The sequence below is a fragment of the Actinokineospora sp. NBRC 105648 genome (assembly GCF_030269645.1).
Taxonomy (GTDB): Bacteria; Actinomycetota; Actinomycetes; order Mycobacteriales; family Pseudonocardiaceae; genus Actinokineospora.
This window is the reverse complement of record NZ_BSTR01000041.1, coordinates 25,585-40,660: the sequence shown is the minus strand read 5'-3', so window position 1 is coordinate 40,660 and position 15,076 is coordinate 25,585. Positions and strand designations below refer to the sequence as shown.

At 70.3% G+C, this 15,076-nt stretch carries 17 protein-coding genes; 8 read left to right on the top strand and 9 right to left on the bottom strand.

The window, feature by feature from the left end; translation table 11 throughout:
• Positions 1-15 precede the first annotated feature (15 nt).
• Positions 16-783 carry a sugar phosphate isomerase/epimerase family protein gene (locus QSK30_RS27755; protein ID WP_285507275.1) on the top strand — a complete coding sequence of 256 codons (768 nt, stop codon included), beginning with the start codon at positions 16-18 and terminating at the stop codon, positions 781-783.
• Between the two features lie 746 nt (positions 784-1,529).
• On the opposite strand, the gene QSK30_RS27750 is transcribed toward QSK30_RS27755, so the two are convergent.
• On the bottom strand, positions 1,530-2,738 hold the full coding sequence (locus QSK30_RS27750; RefSeq protein WP_285507218.1) for an acetyl-CoA C-acetyltransferase: 1,209 nt from the start codon (positions 2,736-2,738) through the stop codon (positions 1,530-1,532).
• A 22-nt stretch (positions 2,739-2,760) separates the two neighbouring features.
• Complete coding sequence (locus tag QSK30_RS27745) at positions 2,761-4,365, bottom strand: FadD3 family acyl-CoA ligase (RefSeq protein ID WP_285507217.1); 1,605 nt, start codon at positions 4,363-4,365, stop codon at positions 2,761-2,763.
• A 110-nt stretch (positions 4,366-4,475) separates the two neighbouring features.
• Between QSK30_RS27745 and QSK30_RS27740 the strand changes: the two genes are divergently transcribed.
• The 3 genes from QSK30_RS27740 to QSK30_RS27730 are packed head-to-tail and all read left to right on the top strand — an operon-like array spanning position 4,476 to position 6,897.
• Positions 4,476-5,630 carry an acetyl-CoA C-acetyltransferase gene (locus QSK30_RS27740; RefSeq protein ID WP_285507216.1) on the top strand — a complete coding sequence of 385 codons (1,155 nt, stop codon included), beginning with the start codon at positions 4,476-4,478 and terminating at the stop codon, positions 5,628-5,630.
• Complete coding sequence (locus QSK30_RS27735; protein WP_285507215.1) at positions 5,627-6,496, top strand: SDR family oxidoreductase; 870 nt, start codon at positions 5,627-5,629, stop codon at positions 6,494-6,496. The genes QSK30_RS27740 and QSK30_RS27735 overlap by 4 nt, the downstream gene beginning before the upstream one ends.
• Entirely contained in the window at positions 6,493-6,897 is a 405-nt protein-coding gene (locus QSK30_RS27730; RefSeq protein WP_285507214.1) for an acyl-CoA thioesterase, read from the top strand. The genes QSK30_RS27735 and QSK30_RS27730 overlap by 4 nt, the downstream gene beginning before the upstream one ends.
• 45 nt (positions 6,898-6,942) lie before the next feature.
• Here QSK30_RS27730 and QSK30_RS27725 read toward each other — a convergent pair whose 3' ends face one another.
• The 4 genes from QSK30_RS27725 to QSK30_RS27710 are packed head-to-tail and all read right to left on the bottom strand — an operon-like array spanning position 6,943 to position 10,393.
• Positions 6,943-7,356 (bottom strand): nuclear transport factor 2 family protein, encoded by a 414-nt coding sequence (locus QSK30_RS27725; protein ID WP_285507213.1) that lies wholly within the window; start codon positions 7,354-7,356, stop codon positions 6,943-6,945.
• Complete coding sequence (locus QSK30_RS27720; protein ID WP_285507212.1) at positions 7,353-8,348, bottom strand: acyl-CoA dehydrogenase family protein; 996 nt, start codon at positions 8,346-8,348, stop codon at positions 7,353-7,355. Before QSK30_RS27720 ends, QSK30_RS27725 begins: the two co-directional genes overlap by 4 nt.
• A 20-nt stretch (positions 8,349-8,368) precedes the next feature.
• The gene (locus QSK30_RS27715; protein ID WP_285507210.1) at positions 8,369-9,514 is read right to left on the bottom strand and encodes an acyl-CoA dehydrogenase family protein; all 1,146 of its coding nucleotides are present in this window, start codon (positions 9,512-9,514) and stop codon (positions 8,369-8,371) included.
• A 3-nt stretch (positions 9,515-9,517) separates the two neighbouring features.
• Positions 9,518-10,393 carry an SDR family oxidoreductase gene (locus QSK30_RS27710; protein ID WP_285507208.1) on the bottom strand — a complete coding sequence of 292 codons (876 nt, stop codon included), beginning with the start codon at positions 10,391-10,393 and terminating at the stop codon, positions 9,518-9,520.
• Positions 10,394-10,555: 162 nt separating this feature from the next.
• On the opposite strand from QSK30_RS27710, the gene QSK30_RS27705 reads away from it, so the two are divergent.
• From QSK30_RS27705 to QSK30_RS27690, 4 genes are read left to right on the top strand one after another with little or no spacing between them, the layout of a single operon-like run.
• Positions 10,556-11,719 (top strand): MFS transporter, encoded by a 1,164-nt coding sequence (locus QSK30_RS27705; protein WP_285507207.1) that lies wholly within the window; start codon positions 10,556-10,558, stop codon positions 11,717-11,719.
• 60 nt (positions 11,720-11,779) lie between these two features.
• Positions 11,780-12,526, top strand: a complete 747-nt coding sequence (locus tag QSK30_RS27700; protein ID WP_285507205.1) for an SDR family NAD(P)-dependent oxidoreductase — start codon at positions 11,780-11,782, stop codon at positions 12,524-12,526.
• Positions 12,527-12,548: 22 nt separating this feature from the next.
• Positions 12,549-13,283, top strand: coding sequence for an SDR family NAD(P)-dependent oxidoreductase (locus QSK30_RS27695; RefSeq protein ID WP_285507203.1), 735 nt, complete (start codon positions 12,549-12,551; stop codon positions 13,281-13,283).
• The gene (locus QSK30_RS27690) at positions 13,280-13,780 is read left to right on the top strand and encodes a nuclear transport factor 2 family protein (RefSeq protein ID WP_285507201.1); all 501 of its coding nucleotides are present in this window, start codon (positions 13,280-13,282) and stop codon (positions 13,778-13,780) included. The genes QSK30_RS27695 and QSK30_RS27690 overlap by 4 nt, the downstream gene beginning before the upstream one ends.
• On the opposite strand, the gene QSK30_RS27685 is transcribed toward QSK30_RS27690, so the two are convergent.
• From QSK30_RS27685 to QSK30_RS27675, 3 genes are read right to left on the bottom strand one after another with little or no spacing between them, the layout of a single operon-like run.
• Positions 13,777-13,974, bottom strand: a complete 198-nt coding sequence (locus tag QSK30_RS27685) for a DUF397 domain-containing protein (RefSeq protein WP_285507200.1) — start codon at positions 13,972-13,974, stop codon at positions 13,777-13,779. The two genes, QSK30_RS27690 and QSK30_RS27685, sit on opposite strands and share 4 nt — an antisense overlap.
• Before the next feature lie 52 nt (positions 13,975-14,026).
• Complete coding sequence (locus QSK30_RS27680) at positions 14,027-14,236, bottom strand: DUF397 domain-containing protein (RefSeq protein WP_285507199.1); 210 nt, start codon at positions 14,234-14,236, stop codon at positions 14,027-14,029.
• Positions 14,233-15,072 carry a helix-turn-helix domain-containing protein gene (locus QSK30_RS27675; RefSeq protein WP_285507198.1) on the bottom strand — a complete coding sequence of 280 codons (840 nt, stop codon included), beginning with the start codon at positions 15,070-15,072 and terminating at the stop codon, positions 14,233-14,235. Before QSK30_RS27675 ends, QSK30_RS27680 begins: the two co-directional genes overlap by 4 nt.
• Positions 15,073-15,076: the final 4 nt, after the last annotated feature.

Genomic DNA, 15,076 nt, shown 5'->3' with positions numbered 1-15,076 from the left:
GTCTGCGTGAGCGGCATGGCAGCCCTGACCTGGCCGTTGTCCGAAGAACTGTCGATGTACCAACGACTCGGCGCAGACCTGGTCGGACTACCCGCGACAAAACTGGCGACCCACGGCTGGCCAGCGGCACTGGGCGAGATCACACTGTCCGAAGTAGAGGTCGAATACCTGGTACACGCTTGCCAGTCCGACCCGAACGACGAAGTGGGCTGGGTCCGCGAGGTCCGGTCGATGCTCACGGCACTGGACCAGGCAGCGAAGCTGGGAGCAAGAACGCTGTACCTGACCGTCGGCCCGTCGGGCAGCCTGACCTGGGAACAGGCAGCGACCCTCTTCGTCGGCCGGATGCGACCGGTCGTGGAACGCGCCGGCGAACTCGGGATCGCGTTGGCACTCGAGAACACGTCACCGGTCCGATCCGACCTCAGCTTCATCCACACGGTCCGCGACGCCGCAGAGCTGGCACGGGTCTTGGACGTGGGACTGTGCGTCGACCTGTACTGCTGCTGGCAGGAACGGGACCTGATGACCACACTGGGAGCGGCGGTCGAGCGGATCAAACTGGTCCAGGTCAGCGACTTCCGCCTGGGCACCATGGCATTCCCGAACCGTTGGGTGCCAGGTGATGGAGACCTACCGCTGACCCGGTTGTTGGCTGACGTGCTGGGGATCGGGTATGGGGGTGTTGTGGACATCGAACTGATCGGACCGGCGATCGAAGCAGAAGGCCCGGAGAACGCACTACGCCGAGCACTCGCATGGACCACAGCCCAACTGGCCTAGCCAGCAGTCCCCATACTCCATTTCGTTCCCCTCCTTCCCCTCCTTCCTGCCCCCTGCGCCTCGCCCCTGCACCGCACCGCCCTGCCCTTCACCTGCCTTGCCTCCCCCTCACCTCACCTCACCTGCCCTGCCCCTCCCCTGCCTTTGCCCCCCTGCCCTGCCCTCCGCTGCCCCCACCCATCCGCAGCGGATAGGCCGACCCGGCTGGTACGCAAGTCCCGTTACGGATGCTCGATCTAGTGGACTTGCTTCGTGTGGGGGGAGAGTGCCGCTAAACTTGCCGTGGGTGGGGATGCCCTTACCTGCCCTTTTCTCTCCACCGCGGTGCTCTAGGGGCCCCGCACGAAGCGAGTTCACTAGATCGAGCCCCCTATCTTTTCCTCGGGCAGCCCCAGCGACGAGCCGCCGAAGACGGTCGACCATAGGTCGGTGTGCGGCACACCCCACGAGCTGCCCGAGTAAGAGCGGGGCTCGATTGGCTGGACTGCCTTCGCGCGGGGCCCCTAGAGCACCGCGGTGGTGAAAAAAGGGCGGGTGAAGGGCATCCCCACCACACGGCAAGTTTAGCGGTGCTCTCCCCCCACACGAAGGCAGTCCACCCAATCGAGCATGTCCGTAGCGGGCGTTGCGTACCAGCGGGCTCGGCATTTAGAGATTTGAGGACAAGAGATAAAGACAAGAGAACAGATGTATAACAATAGGCGACAGGAGGTGGCAGGGGGGCAGGAGGTAGTGGGGGTTGTTGGTCAGGACAGTCGTTCTAGGATTAGGGCCATTCCTTGGCCGCCTGCGGTGCACATGGTCACCAGGCCGAATTGGCCATCTTTGGCTCGTAGGCCGTTGATCAGCGTGGTTGTCATCCTGGCGCCGGTTTGGCCGTAGGGGTGGCCCAGCGCGATGGCGCCGCCGTGCACGTTCACCAGGTCCAGATCCAGCTTCAGGTCGTCCACACTCGGTAGCACCTGCGCGGCAAAGGCCTCGTTGATCTCGACCAAGTCCAGGTCCGAGACCGACATTCCGGCGTTGGCCAGGGCTCGTCGGGTTGCCTCTACCGGGCCCAGGCCCATGATCTCGGGGGACAGCGCCGATACGCCGCTGGCCACGATCCTGGCCAGTGGTGTCACGCCCAGTTCTGCGGCGCGCACGTCCGAGAGCACCACCAGTGCGGCTGCGCCGTCGTTGAGGCCGCAGCAGTTTCCCGCTGTGACTGTTCCGTCAGCACGGAACACCGGCTTGAGTCCGGACAAGGACTCCACCGTGATGCCGGGGCGTGGTCCGTCGTCGGTGCTGACCACGGTTCCGTCGGGCAGGGTGACGGGGGTGATGTCCGTGGTGAAGAAGCCGGACGCGATCGCGGCTTGGGCGCGTTGTTGGCTCAGGGCCGCGAATTCGTCCTGTGCTCGCCTGCTGATGCCGCGCAGTGTGGCCACGTTCTCGGCTGTCTGGCCCATGGCGAGGTAGACGTCGGGAACGTTGCCGTCGGCGCGCGGGTCGGTCCACTCGGGACTGTTGAGTGCCGTTCGCGCGGAAGCGTCGGCGAACATGGGGTTCTTGGTGTCTGGCATGCCGTCGGCCTTGCCCCGGTTGAAGCGGGACACCGCCTCCGCTCCTGCGGCGATGAAGGCGTGGCCCTCGCCCGCGCGGATGGCGTGCAGGGCCATGCGGGTGGCTTGGAGGCTGGACGCGCAGTAGCGCTGCACGGTCGTGCCCGGCACGTCGTCGAGTCCGAGGCCCACGGCGACCACGCGGGCCAGGCCGTAGCCCTGTTCGCCTGCGGGCTGGGCGGTGCCCAGGGCCAGGTCGTCCAAGGTGTGCGGATCCAACTCCGGCACCCGGGCCAGTGCGGCGCGGACCATGGCGATGGCGAGGTCGTCGGCGCGCATGTCGGTGAGGGAACCCTTGAAGGCGCGGCCGATCGGTGAGCGGGTGGCGGCGGCGATCACGGCTTCGGGCATGGGGTACTCCTTCGCGGGGGACTCAGGCTGGGGCGCCGAGCCGGAACTTCTGGATCTTGCCGCTGGGTGTGCGGGGCAGTTCGGTCACGAAGGTGACCCGGCGCGGGACCTTGTAGTTCGCCATGGTCGCCCGGCAGTGCTCGATGAGTTCGGCCTCGGTGGGCACCGCGCCCGGCTCGGCTACGACGTAAGCGTGGCCGACTTCGCCGAGGCGGTCATCGGGCATGCCGACCACGGCGACCTCGGCGACGGCCGGGTGGTCGCTGAGCATGCGCTCGACCTCGGCGGGGTAGACGTTGAAGCCGCCGACGACGTACATGTCCTTGAGGCGGTCGGTGATCCGCAGGTAGCCCTCGGTGTCGAGCCAACCGACGTCGCCGGTGTGCAGCCAGCCGTCCGGGTCGATGGCGGCGGCGGTGGCGACCGGGTCCTCGAAGTAGCCGAGCATCACGTTGTAGCCGCGCACGACGACCTCACCGTGTTCGCCTGGCGGCAACGAGTTTCCCAGACCATCCACAATGGCCACCTCGGTGCCCGGGATCGCCTTGCCGCAACTGGTGGACAGCCGTTCGGCGTCGGTGTCCGGCGGGCACACGGTGGCGGTGCCGCAGGTCTCGGTGAGCCCGTAGGCGGTCACCACGTCCCGGAAGCCCAGCCGCTCGCGCATGCTCACCAGCAGTGGCACGGGCACGACGGTGGCGCCGGTGACCGCGAGCCGCACCGAGCCCAGGTCGTGGTCAGCCAGCTTCGGATGGGCCAGGATCGAGGTGAAAACCGTTGGCGCGCCAGGGAAGACCGTGATCCGTTCGCGCTCGACCAGCTCCAGCGCGCCCACGACGTCGAAGACCCGCATCGGGACGATGGTCGCCCGCTTGACCAGGCAGGCCAGCAGGCCCGCGCGGTAGCCGAAGCTGTGGAAGAACGGGTTGATCAGCAGGTACCGGTCGCCCGCGCGCAGCCCGACGCCGTCCGACCAGGCCTCGTCCACGCGCAGGTCGGCCAGGTGGGTCACCATGGCGCCCTTGGGGTAGCCGGTGGTGCCGGAGGTGAACAGGATGTCGGCGACGTCGTCGGGCCGCAGGGCTGCGATCCGCTCATCCACAGTGGACTCGGGGACCGTCTCGGCGCCGGCGAGGAAGTGCTCGTACCCGATCGCGGCCGGGTCGTCGACGTCGTCGAGGGTCACCACGGTGTGCAGGTCGGGCAGGCCGGGCACCGGCAGCCGGTCGGTCGGCGGCTCGGGGCTGCTGTCGCGGACCATGGCCAGGTAGTCGTTGCCGAGAAAGCCGTCGTCGAGCAGCAGCACGCTCGCTCGGACCTTGGCCAGCGCGTAGCGGGCCTCGGCGCCCTTGAACCGGGTGTTGACCGGAACCAGCACCCCGCCCGCGGCCAGGATGCCCAGCGCGGCGACCACCCAGCGGCCGGAGTTGGGCGCCCACACCGCAGCCCGGTCGCCCGGCAGCAACCCGCGGGCGATCGCGGCCCGGGCGAACCGGGTGACGGCGGCGTCGAGGTCGGCGAAGGTCAGCCGGAGGTCGCCGTCCACCACGGCCTCCACGCCGGCCGAGTCGACCGCCGCCGCCCGCAGGCACGCCGGGATCGTGCTGAAGCCTCCGCTGTCCGACACGTGCGCCTCCCGCTGTGCTGACTGTCCGCCGGACCGATCCTAGCGAGCCAACCAAGCGCTTGCTAGTCTAGTCGGGTCGCCATTGTCCGCACGTCCTGGAGGATGACCGCATGGCCGAGGCCTACATCGTCGAGGCGGTCCGCACACCGGTCACCCGCAAGGGTGGCGCGCTGGCGGCGGTGCACTCCGCCGACCTGGGCGCGCACGTGCTGGCGGGCCTGATGACCCGGTCCGGAGTGGACCCGGCGGCGGTGGACGACGTCGTGCTGGGCTGCGTGGACACGATCGGCTCGCAGGCGGGCTGCGTCGCGCGCACGGCGTGGCTGGCCGCCGGTCTGCCGGACGAGGTGCCCGGGGTGACGGTGGACCGGCAGTGCGGGTCGTCCCAGCAGGCCGTGCACTTCGCCGCCCAAGCGGTGCTCAGCGGCACCGCGGACATCGTGGTCGCAGGCGGCGTGCAGAACATGAGCGCGATCCCGATCTCCGCGGCCATGTGGGCCGGGCAGCAGTACGGCTTCCCGGACCCGTTCAGCGGCTCGGTCGGCTGGCGGCGGCGCTACGGCGACACCGAGGTCTCGCAGTTCCAGTCGGCCGAGATGATCGCCCGGAAGTGGGGCATCAGCCGGGCCGACATGGAGGAGTTCGCGCTGCGCAGCCACCAGCGCGCGGTCGCGGCGATCGACGGCGGCCGGTTCGACCGGGAGGTCCTGCCGCTGGGCGAGGCCACTGTGGACACCTGCCCGCGCCGCGACACCTCGCTGGCGAAGATGGCCGCGCTGGCCCCGCTGGCCGAGGGCGGACAGGTCACCGCCGCCGTGGCCAGCCAGATCAGCGATGGCGCGGCGGCGCTGCTGGTGATGTCGGAGCGCGCGGTGCGCGAGCACGGCGTCACCCCGCGCGCCCGGATCCACTACCTGTCGGTGCGCGGCGCGGACCCGGTCTGGATGCTCACCGCGCCGATCCCGGCCACCGCACGCGCCCTGGCGCGCACCGGGCTGAGCATCGACGACATCGACCTGGTGGAGATCAACGAGGCGTTCGCCTCGGTGGCGCAGGCCTGGCTCAGGGAGTCCGGCGCCGATCCCGACCGGGTGAACGTGAACGGCGGCGGCATTGCGCTCGGTCACCCGCTGGGCGCGACCGGCGCCCGGCTGATGACCAGCCTGCTGCACGAGCTGGAGCGCACCGGCGGCCGCTACGGGTTGCAGACCATGTGCGAGGGCGGCGGCCAGGCCAACGTGACGATCATCGAGCGCCTCGGATGAGCGCGCTGGCGGGCCGGGTCGTCATCGTCACCGGTGGCACCAAGGGCATCGGCGCGGCGATCGCCCGGCGCTTCCTCGCCGAGGGCGCGGACGTCGTGGTGTGCGGGCGCACCGAGCCGGACGAGCTGCCCACAGTGGACTCGCGGACAGTGGGCTCGCGGACAGTGGGCTCGCGGACAGCGGTGTTCGTCCAGGCCGACGTGCGGCAGCCCGATCAGGCGGCGGCACTGGTGCGGGCGGCGGTGGACCGGTTCGGCAGGCTCGACGTCCTGATCAACAACGCGGGCGGCGCACCACCCGCGGACACCGCGACGGTCTCGCCCCGGTTCATCTCGGCGGTGGTGACGCTCAACCTGCTGGCCCCCTACTACACGGCGCAGCCCGCGTACGCGGTCATGCGCCACCAGCCCGAGGGCGGCCAGATCATCAACATCGGCAGCGTCGCGGGCCGCTCCCCCGCCCCCGACTCGGCCGCGTACTCGGCGGCCAAGGCGGGGCTGACGATGCTGACCAGAGCCCTGGCCATGGACCTGGCCCCCGAGGTGCGGGTCAACCAGGTGACGGTCGGACTGGTGCACACCGAGCTGTCCCACCTGAGCTACGGCGACGAGGCCGGGCAGCGGCGGGTGGCCGAGGCGATCCCCCTCGGCCGGATGGCCACCCCCGAGGACATCGCCGCCGCGTGCGCCCTGCTGGCCTCCCCCGACGCCGCCTACGTGACCGGCGCCGACCTGCTCGTCGACGGCGGTGGCGAGATCCCCGCGCGGCACACCGCCGCGCAGCCGAGCCCCGCTCTGGAGACCACTGCCCTGGACACCACCACCCAGCACGGCGCCACCCAGCAGAGCACCGACCCGCGCCCATGACGTTCCGCGAACTGCACGGCCTGGACCTGCGCATCAGCTACGCCGACACCGATCCGGCGGGCATCCTCTACTTCGGTGCGTGGTTCCCGTGGATGGAGCGGGTGCAGACCGAATGGCTGTTCCTGCGGGGGTTTCGGCAGGACACGCTGGAGGAGCGGTTCGGGTGGCGCACGATCACGCGGGCAGCCGAGTGCGAGTACCTGGCACCGGTGCGGCTGTTCGACCCGATCCACGTGGGCCTGGGAATCGGGCACCTGGGGACGACGTCATTGCGGTGGGAACTGCGGATGACGCGTGATGGGGAGCTGGTGGGGCGCGGGTCCATGACGTTGGTGACGACGGATGCCAGTGGGGTGCCGGTGGCCGTGCCCGCTGCCTTGCGCACCTTGGTCGCGGAATGACCGTGAGCGGGGGTCGGGCACGTCGATCGGTGGCGGGTTGGCCGGTCAACCGATGGTGATTCTCCGGTGGGACATTCGCCAGGTGGTGTCGGTGCGGCGGAGCTGATCTTGGTAGGTGCCCATGCCTACCAGGTGTGGGGTGCTGGTCGTGGAGGTGTAGAAGCGCCAGTAGGACATGGCGGTCGCGTGATCTCCGTCGGGAACAACCGAGGTACCCGAGACGATGTGCCGGGTGGCGCTGCCGGGACCCTGCACTCCCCCGGCCCGCCGCTGCCGCACGCCCTCGGCGATCTCCAGGCGGCCGGTGCGGGTTTGGGCTGGTACCGCGAGGTCCCCGGTCATCTCCCACACCGCGTCCGCGGTGAACAGGTCCAGGTAGTCGTCGATGTCGCCCTCGTCGGCGAGCTGGGCGACCCGGGCGATCAGATCGGTGATCAGGATCATGTCAGCGGCGGTCACAGGCTTTCGCCAATCTTCCCGCGCAGCAAGGAGTTTGTACCGAAGAGGTGTTGGTTCGCCTTGGCGCGCTTGAGGTAGAGGTGTGCGTCGTGCTCGAAGGTGAAGCCGATGCCGCCGTGCAGCTGCACCGACTCCGCTGCCACCGCCATCAGGGCATCCGTGCACACCACTTTGGCCAAGGGCGCGACTGAAGCAAGTTCATCGGTGCCCACGGCCCGCACCGCGTACCAGGCCGTGGCTCGGGCGCCCGCCACGAGCACAGCGAGGTCGGCGCAACGGTGTTTTAGAGCTTGGAAGGAGCCGATCGGCTTGCCGAACTGGTGCCGGACCTTCAGGTACTCGACCGTGTCGGCCAGGCAGGTCTCCGCCGCCGCGGCCGATTCCGCCGCCAGGGCGACGTGCAGCAGGTCGGTCACCACGGCCGCCGGGCCGATCAGCGTGGCAGGCACGTCGGTCAGGTCGATCTCGGCGAGCGCCCGGGTGTGGTCGAGCGCCACTCGACGCCGTCGAACGACCGACGTTGTGTCTACTGTGTACAGATCATCACCCGCCACCACCAGCAGGACGTCCACGTCCGCGCCGTGGATGACGTGCTGCTTGGAGCCGGTGATCCTGCCCTGGTCGACCGTGGTCGGTTCGCGGTCAGCCAGGGCGATGGAGACCGACAGCCCGTCCTCGCCGATCCTGGCCAGGAGGTCGTCGGCGCCGCACTGGTCGAGGACCGCGCAGGCGACCAGGGTGGTCAGCGAGGGCGAAGGCACCAGCCTGCGCCCGAACTCCTCTATCACCACCGCGGCGTCACCGAAGTCCATGCCCAAGCCGCCGCAGCGTTCAGGGACCAGCAGTGCCGCCAGGCCAAGCTCGTCGACCGTGCGGCGCCACAAGTCCTTGTCGTACCCCGGATCCAGCGCCATCGCCGTGCGGATGTCGGCGTTGTCGTCGAGGAACTTCGCTACCGTGGCGCGCATCTCGCGCTGTTCGGTGGCGCGCATCGGGTCGTCCATCGCGGGCCTCACCGGGGCAGGCCGAGGAGGCGCTCGGCGATGATGTTGCGCTGGACCTCGTTGGTACCGCCGTAGATCGTGTCGGAACGGGTGTAGAGGAACAGCCGTTGCGCATCGGTCAGCTCGTAGGGTGGCCCGTCGGTCACCAGGGCGCCGGATCCCGCGACGTCGACGGCCAGTTCGCCGAGGTCGCGGTGCCAGACCGCCCACTGCAACTTGGAGATCGAGCCCTCCACCCCCGGCACACCAGCGGCCGCCATGGTGTGGATCGCGCTGTAGCGCAACACTTTCAGCCCGATCCAAGCTTCGGTGACGCGGGTCCGGAGCTCTGGGTCGTCGAGGGCGCCGGTGCTCCGCGCGAGCTCGACGACCGCCGAGAGCTCGCGCTCGAAGCCAACCTGCTGCCCCAGGGTCGCCACCCCGCGTTCGAAGGCCAGCGTGGCCATGGCGACCTTCCAGCCCTCGCCCTCGGCGCCGATCCGGTTGTCCACCGCGGTGACCGCGCCGTCGAAGAAGACCTCGTTGAACTCCGACGTGCCGGTGATCTGGGTGATCGGCCTGATCTCGATCCCCGGCTGGTCCATCGGCACCAGCAGGTAGGACAGGCCGCGGTGCCGGGACTCGGCCGGATCGGTGCGGGCGAGGACGAAGCACCAGTCGGCCAGGTGGGCCAGCGAGGTCCACACCTTCTGGCCGGTGATCTCGTACTGGTCGCCGCGGCGGACCGCCCTGGTGCGCACGCCCGCCAGGTCCGAGCCCGCGCCCGGTTCGGAATATCCTTGGCACCACAGGACTTCACCGCTGAGGATGCCGGGCAGGAGCCTGGCCCGCTGCTCGGGTGTGCCGAAGGCGAGCAGCGTCGGACCGACCAGCTGCTCGCTCATGTGGCCCAGCCTGCCGGGCGCGCCCGCGCGGGCGCACTCCTCGTGGAAGATCACCTGCTGGACCAGCGACAGACCGCGACCGCCGTGCTCGACCGGCCAGCCCAGACCGATCCAGCCCGCCTCGCCGAGCCGGCGCTCCCAGGCCATCCGCCGCTCATGCGCCTCGTGCTCGTGCCCCGGCCCGCCCGCGCCGACGACGTCGGCGAAGTCGCCGCCCAGGTTCGCCTCGAGCCAACCGCGGACCTCCGCGCGGAACTCCTCGTCGGTCACGGCTCAGGCCCCGTAGACCGGGGTCGGCGGCTCGGCGCGGTCAAGCAGCGCGGTGATCACCAGGCCCAGTTCGCCCGCCTGCCAACGGGTTTCGCGGGTGGCGGGCTTGCCGTGCCGCCAGCCGTCGGCCAGCGACACCTCGCCGCCGGCGATCTCGAAGACCTGGCCGGTGACGCCCGCGGCCTCGTCGCTGCCCAGCCAGGCGACCAGCGGGGAGACGTTGGCCGGGTCCATCGCGTCGAACCCGGTGTCCGGCTTGGCCATCGCCTCGGCGAACACCGCCTCGGTCATCGGGGTGCGCGCCGACGGGGCGATGGCGTTGACCACCACGCCGTAGCGGGCCAGTTCCACCGCGGCGATCTGGGTGAGCACCGCGATGCCCGCCTTGGCCGCGGCGTAGTTGCCCTGGCCGACGCTGCCCATCAGGCCCGCGCCGGAGGAGGTGTTGACCACCCGCGCGGCCACCGGCTCGCCCGCCTTCGACCGGTCGCGCCAGTACGCGGCGGCGTGCCGCAGCGGGGCGAAGTGGCCCTTGAGGTCGACCTTGAGGACCAGGTCCCACTCCTGCTCGGTCATCGTCACGAGCATCCGGTCGCGGTTGATCCCGGCGTTGCTGACCAGCGTGTCCAGGCTGCCGTAGGCGTCCACGGCGATCCGCACCAGCTCGGCGGCGTAGTCCCAGTCGGACACGTCGCCGGTGCTGGTGACGGCGTCGCCGCCCAGACCGCGGACCTCGTCGGCGACGTCCTGCACGGCGGACCCGACGTCGTTGAGCACCAGCCGGGCACCCTGGCGGGCGAACTCCAGCGCGTGTGCGCGCCCGAGCCCCTGCCCCGCACCGGTCACGATCACCGACCGCCCCTCGCACACCCTGTCCATCGGCCCACCTCGCTCCACCGGTCCACCCAGTCCTACTCAGTCCACTCGCGATCGCTGTCCGGCCAGCCAAGCACAGGACGGGTTGACCACGCAAGCAAGCGCTTGGTAGATAGCTGTCCACACCCGATCGAGTGAGGGAGCCGGATGGCCATGTTCCGCGCGATGCGCCATCCCCAGTTCCGCTTCCTGTGGGGCTCGGTCCTGCTGGTGCAGCTCGGCTACTGGTTCGCCACGATCGCGTTCCAGTGGGAGGTCGCGCGCCGCACCGGCAACGACCCACTGGCGCTGGGCGTGCTCTACTTCGCCGCCTTCGCGCCCTACCTGCTGTTCTCCCTGCCCGCGGGCGCGCTCGCCGACAGCCGAGACCGGCGGGCACTGCTGTTGACGGCGCAGGTCTGCTCGATCGCCCTGGCCACGACCTGCGTCGTGCTGTCGCGGTTGGACGCGACGCCCACCCTCGCTGTGCTCGGGCTGGCGTTCCTCGCGGGCTGCGTCATCACCGTCGTCTCCCCCACCAACCAGGCGCTCACCGCCAACTCGGTGCCCGCCGTCGATCTCGCCAGCGCGGTGCCGCTCCAGTCGATGGGCCTCAACCTCGCCCGGATTGCCGGACCCGCGCTGGCCGGGCCGGTGCTGCTGTTCGCGGGGTCGACCGCCGCGTTCAGCGTGTACGCGCTGACCTGCGTGGCCGCGACCGCGCTCGCCTGGCGGCTCGTGGTGCGACCCCGCCCGATCGTGGTGCCGGGCGAGGGACTGCGGCGCCGGGTGCTCGCGGGCGTCGCGCATGCCCGGGACCGGCCGCCCGCGTTGGCCGCGCTGCTGACGGTGGCGGTGACCTCGGTGTTCGGGTCGGCTTTCCAGTCACAGCTGCCGGTACTGGGCGCGCAGGTCGCTGGCGAGAGCGGATTCCTGGTCCTCGTCGTGGCAGGCGGAGTGGGTTCGCTGGCGGGAGTGGTGGCGGTGGCGAGCCGCGCCCGGCAGGCGACGCTGGTGTCGGCGGCACTCCAGTTGGCGGTCCTGGGCGCGGCCGTCGGGGTGCTGGGCGTGGTGCGGTCGTTCGCGGGGATGGCGGTGCTGATGGCGGTGGCGGGCGGGCTGACGTTCTCGATCATGACCTCGATCAACGGCATGCTCCAGCGGCTGGTGGCCGACGCGCACCGGGGCCGGGTGCTGAGCCTGTACTTCCTCTGCTGGGGCGGGCTGCTGCCGTTCGGCGGGCTGGGCCTCGGGGTGCTGCTGCGGGTGGCGGGGGCGCCGGTCGCGTTCGCGGTCACGGGCGCGGTGGCGGTCGTCGCCGGACTCTCGATCGCCGCACGGTCGGGTTGACGGCGGTCTGACCTGCGCCTATTCTCCAACCAAGCGCTTGCTTGACGATGGGAGGCCCGGTTGTCCGACTTCGGTTCCCGCCCCGGTGTCGCGGTCGTGACCGGGGGCACCGGCGGCATCGGCGCGGCGGTCTGCCGGTTGCTGAGCGAGCGGGGCTGCACCGTCGTGCTGACCTACCGCGCCAACGCCGATGCCGCGCGCGCCCTGGTCGCCGAGGGGGTCGCGGTCGTCGCGCACCAGGTGGACCTGACCGACACCGACCGGGTCGCGGAGGTCGTCGGCAGGTTGCCGGAGGTGCACACGGTCGTGCACGCGGCCGGGCCGCACATCCCGATGGTGCACCTGTCGAAGGTCACGCCCGCGCGGTACGCGGACCAACTCCAGCAAGAGGCGGCGGCGTTCTTCACCGTGGTGAGCGCGGTGCTGCCCGCGTTGCGCCGGAGCCGGGGCAACGTGGTCGCCGTGACCACCGCGGCGACCACCCGCTACCCGATTCGCGATGGGCTGTCGTCGGGCACCAAGGCCGCCGTGGAGTCGCTGGTGCGGGCGTTCGCGGCCGAGGAGGGGCGGTTCGGGGTGCGCTTCAACAGCGTCGGCCCGGGCATGCTGACCGACGGCATGGCAGAGCGCCTGATCAGCTCCGGCGACCTGGACGCCCGCGCGTTGGCGACGGCCGAGGCCTCGATCCCGTTGCGGCGCTTCGGTTCCGCGGTGGACGTCGCCGAGGCGGTGGCGTTCCTGGCCTCGGACCGGGCGGGCTTCGTCAGCGGGCAGAAACTCGACGTGGACGGCGGATATGGCGTCTGAGCACACGATTCGCGAGGAAACGATGACACCCTCTTTCACCTTCACCCCCGGCGACGTCGTGCTGGTCACCGGCGCGGGCAGCGGCATCGGCCGGGCCACCGCCCTGCACGCCGCCGAGGTCGGCTTGACCGTGGCGGCGTGGGACATCAATGCCGCGGGTGTGGCCGACACGGTCGCCGAGGTCGAGCGGCTGGGCGGTACCGCACTGGCGGTGACGGCCGATGTGAGCGTGCCCGAGCAGATCGAGCGGGGGCTCGCGGCGAGCCGGGAGCTGGGCACGATCCGACACCTGGTCAACAACGCGGGCCCGTCGTCGGCCGTGGACCTGGACTTCGACGAGGCGATGCTGCTGTCCGTGGGCAGCATGCGCCGCATGGTGGACGCTTGGCTCGCACCCGCACCCGCCGGGGCGACACTGGTGAACATCGCGTCGGTGGCGGGCAACGTGATCGGGACGGCGTCGGACTGGTACTGCGCGGGCAAGGCCGCGATCACCGGCTACACCAGGCACCTGGCGGCCTACCGCAGCGACGAGGTCCGCGCGAACGCGGTGGCACCGGGGATGACCGACACCCCGCGACTCACCGGATTCGCGGCGAGCCCCGTGGGCCAGCGAGCACTGGAGCGGATCCCGTTGCACCGCATGGCAACCCCGGACGACATCGCGTGGGCGGTGCTGTTCCTGTTGTCCCCGCTGGCTTCCTACATCAACGGCGTGTTCCTACCGGTGGACGGCGGCTGGACGGTCACCCAGTGACCGAGGCGACGGACAAGGCCGCGATCACCGAGGCAGTCCTGCGCTACTGCCGAGGCGTGGACCGCCTGGACATGGACCTGGTCCGCTCGGCCTACCACCCGGGCGGGATCGACCACCACACCGGGTTCTCCGGCCCGATCGAGGAGTACGTGGAGTGGGTTTCCACTGCCCTGCAACGGTTCGCGGGGACGATGCACACCGTCGGGAACCAGCTGATCGAACTGCGCGGGAACCGGGCCCTGTGCGAGACCTACGGGACGGCGGCGCACTGGGGTCCCCCACCCGACGACCCACGGCGCAACTTTACCAGCGGCTTCCGCTACGTGGACCTGATGTCGCGTGTGGATGGTCGATGGGCGATCGACGAACGCTGGGCCATCCGCGAGTGGACCCGCTCGGACGCGGGACGGCTGATGGCGAAGGAGGGCGAGGGCCCGTCCGGCAGCCGGGACCGGGAAGATCCCCTGTACCGGGCACGGGCCCTGCTCACCCGTTAGCCGGTGATGGGCCGAAACTGGCTGTCGGCGGCACTGGCCAGGAAGGCCGTCCAAGCCGCGCCCGGGAAGGCGATCGGTCCGACGGCCGGGCTCTTGCTGTCCCGGACCATGGCACCGTTGTCGAGTGGGGCGACCTCGACACAGTTGCCGGTTGCGGTGCTGAAGCTGCTCTTTCGCCACGTTGCGGTAGTCATCGACAAGTCCTTTGTCAGGTCGAATGGTGTGGGTTCGGCTCCCGAAGGCCGGTCAGCCTGCGTGGTCGAACTCGCCGTTGGCGGCACCGGTCACGAACGCCGTCCATGCGGTGGGCGGCACCGTGATAGGCCCGGCGGCGGGGTACTTGCTGTCCCGGACCATGGCACCGTTGTCGAGTGGGGCGACCTCGACACAGTTGCCGGTGCCAGTGCTGTAGCTGCTCTTGCGCCATTTGGGGTCGGGATGGGAATCGTTGGTCATCTCAGGTCCTTGATCACGTCGTGGATGAGGTCCAGTGATTCTCGGGGGGCCATTGCCTGACTCTGCACGGATGCGAGAGCGTGCAGGTAGCTGCGGATCACACCGCCACGCTCATGCACCGTCCACGAGGTCACCCCATCAACATAGACGGCCTCGGGGTCGGTTTCGTCGGGCCACTGGATGATCACGAAAGACTCGCCGAGAGCGGCGTGCGCATCGGCGGTGAAGGGGACGACCTGCACGGTGACGTCATGCTCGCCGACAAGCCGAGCGACGTGGCTCAACTGCTCGCGCAAGACACCAGGGCCGCCGATCTGTTGGCGGATCGCAGCCTCCCCGATGATCGCGGTCAGGCGGAGCCCTTCCAGCACACGCTTCTGGCGGCGCATCCGCAGCTCCAGGTAGCGGTCGATGTCAGCTACGCGGATGTGCGGCGATACCCCGGTGATGACACGTTCGGCGTAGTCACGGGTTTGCAGGAGGCCAGGAATAACCTGCCCCTCGTACGTGCGGATCCAGGAGGCGTCGGCCTCCAACTCGATGAGCATCTGCACGGCCTCGGACAGGATGTCGCCGTAGTCCTGCCACCACCCCGGCGCGTCGGCCTTGCGCCGCAGTTCGTCCAGCTGTGCGGCGGCTTCGGCGGGGATGCCGAGCACCTGCACCGTGTCGGCCAGGACCGCCGGGGACAGCCGGGACTTGCCGGACTCGATCTTCGACCAGGACGCCTGGTGGATGCCGATCCGGCCCGCCAGCTCCGTGCCGGACAGGCCGCTCTCCACCCGATAGGCGCCCAGGCGGCTACCCAGCCGTCGACTCCGCACCGTTGGTCGCACCGTT